This is a genomic window from Rubritalea sp. (assembly GCF_039830215.1).
GTDB lineage: Bacteria > Verrucomicrobiota > Verrucomicrobiia > Verrucomicrobiales > Akkermansiaceae > Rubritalea.
Genome location: NZ_JBDOPO010000209.1, coordinates 1 through 1,946, shown reverse-complemented (window position 1 = coordinate 1,946; position 1,946 = coordinate 1). Strand labels below are relative to the sequence as shown.

3 protein-coding genes and 1 pseudogene are annotated in these 1,946 nt (G+C 44.9%); 2 read left to right on the top strand and 2 right to left on the bottom strand.

Annotated features, from left to right (window positions below; genetic code table 11):
• Both ABGY95_RS07015 and ABGY95_RS07010 read left to right on the top strand, forming a co-directional pair.
• Positions 1–419, top strand: a pseudogene (locus ABGY95_RS07015) (hypothetical protein); the annotation flags it as partial.
• Between the two features lie 28 nt (positions 420–447).
• On the top strand, positions 448–843 hold the full coding sequence (locus ABGY95_RS07010) for a VOC family protein (protein WP_347440977.1): 396 nt from the start codon (positions 448–450) through the stop codon (positions 841–843).
• A gap of 7 nt (positions 844–850) precedes the next feature.
• Here the strand turns inward: ABGY95_RS07010 and ABGY95_RS07005 are convergent, their stop codons facing one another.
• Entirely contained in the window at positions 851–1,657 is an 807-nt protein-coding gene (locus ABGY95_RS07005) for a crotonase/enoyl-CoA hydratase family protein (protein WP_347440976.1), read from the bottom strand.
• Positions 1,658–1,659: 2 nt separating this feature from the next.
• Positions 1,660–1,946, bottom strand: a 287-nt coding sequence (locus tag ABGY95_RS07000) for a DsbA family protein (protein WP_347440975.1), incomplete at its 5' end; no start/stop codon positions are given.

Here is a 1,946-nt window from a genome sequence, read left to right as displayed (position 1 = left end):
CTCCTCCACTCATGGCCACACTCTCAGTCTGTCATCAAAACAAAGACAAAGCGGCAGAGCTGGCCAGAAAACATATTGCTGGCTATTTGGTCACCGTAATGCATCACTATGAGCTAGCTGGAGAGCACTTCAAAAATGCAAAAGGCTATGAAGCATATGGTGAAGCGGTGGACATGCTGCAAGACATTGGCCTTGAAGGCTTAGCTGAAAGCTACATGAACGCACAAGCCTGGGGAACCCCTCAGCAGATGCTAGAAAAACTCGAGTCTTGGCACAGTGGCATGGGCGAATTCGATCTTATGTTTGGATTCAGGCACGCTGGCATTTCTTATGCTGATGCGGAAAATTCTATGCGGCTTGTCGCTAAAGAGGTGATGCCTGAGGTGCGCCGATGGACAAATTCTAGTGAGGCCGCGTAGAGAAAATTAAAATCTAAAGGAGCCATAGATGACCATTATTGCCGGAAAAAACGCGATCGACGTTGGTATAGTTGTAAAAGATATTGCATCTAGTTTGAATTTTTATTGCAATATTCTCGGGCTAGAAAAAGTACAAGAAATGCCACTGTGGATTGGAACCATGCATCGGCTTGCGTTCGGTGACAGTTTCGTAAAACTCGTAGATCCTAAAGAGATCCCACCAGCAACTACTATTGGCTTGGCCTCGTCTTTAGGAATCCGTTACCTCACACTTCAAGTATCTAACTTGGATAAAATTTGCGATGTATGTAAAAGCAATGCTGTCCCGTTTGAATTAGAAAAAACCGAATTGGCGCCTGGAGTTACTATAGCCATGGTTCACGACCCGGACGGTAACACAGTTGAGTTTGTACAAAGAGACTAACGACTAACTATTTAAACTGCGCTGGACGCTTCTCTAAACCTGCTAACGCTGCTTCTCTCTGATTGACGCTGCCCAAGAGTGTGCGCTGCAGTTGGGCCTCAAGTTTGAACCCTTCGCGAGGACCACAATTCCAGCCTTCATTAAATAAGCGTTTACATGCTCTCACCGCATCAGGAGATTTCATTGCTATCACTCCCGCAAGTCCTCTGGCACTGCCCAAAGCGTCTTCAGCAACGCTTGTAACCACTCCAATTCGTTCCGCCTCCACACTATCAAATATTCGCGCAGTCAATGCGAGTTCGAGAGCTTGGTCTTTTCTTAACACATTAGGAATAGTTTGAGTAATAGCCATATCTGGTATCAGTCCCCAACGCGATTCCATTATCGAAAACTTGGCATCACGGCTCGCAATTCGGATATCACAACCCATAGCAATTTGGAACCCACCTCCAAAAGCTACTCCGTGCACCGCGGCAACTACGGGAAAAGGAAGAGTTTGCCAAACGTAACAGACATTTTGCGCTAAATTAGCTATAGAGTCATCATGCTGTAATAGCTCTTCGATTATTTTTTTTCCTTCAACCCCCTTTTCAGCAAGAGACTTAGTTAAACTCAAATCCAATCCCGAGCAAAAGCTCGGCCCTTTCCCAGATAGGATAGCAACTCTAATGTCTGCGTTATGTTTTAATGCCTCGCCACAATCAGCAATTGCGTGAAACATTTCTAAGTTTAATGAATTGTGAGTATCGCCACGGTTTAAAAAGATTTCCGCAACTCCTTCGCTCACATCAACTGTTATGAGTTCCCCAGTCACTCTCAACCTCCTTTTCTGCTCAACATTAGTTTGTGCTTGAGCAGATCAATACGATCATTTCCAAAAAACATATCCACGTCGTCAAGAAAAAACGTAGGAGAACCGAAGCCACCGCGCTTTGCTAATTCTTCCGTATTTCTTCGGAGTTTTCTTTTCAGCGCCTGCTCTTGAATTCTCTCAAAAAACTCATTCTCAGGCAAACCGACTTCCCGAACAATCTCTCGAATTACTCCATCTGTAGAGATGTCTTTTAGCTGAGACCAGTAGTAACGAAAAGACGCTCTCGCGT

What these genes read in the sequence shown, in the direction of transcription:
- ABGY95_RS07010 (WP_347440977.1), top strand. Translation starts at nt 448, where the DNA reads ATGACCATTATTGCCGGAAAAAACGCGATCGACGTTGGTATAGTTGTA.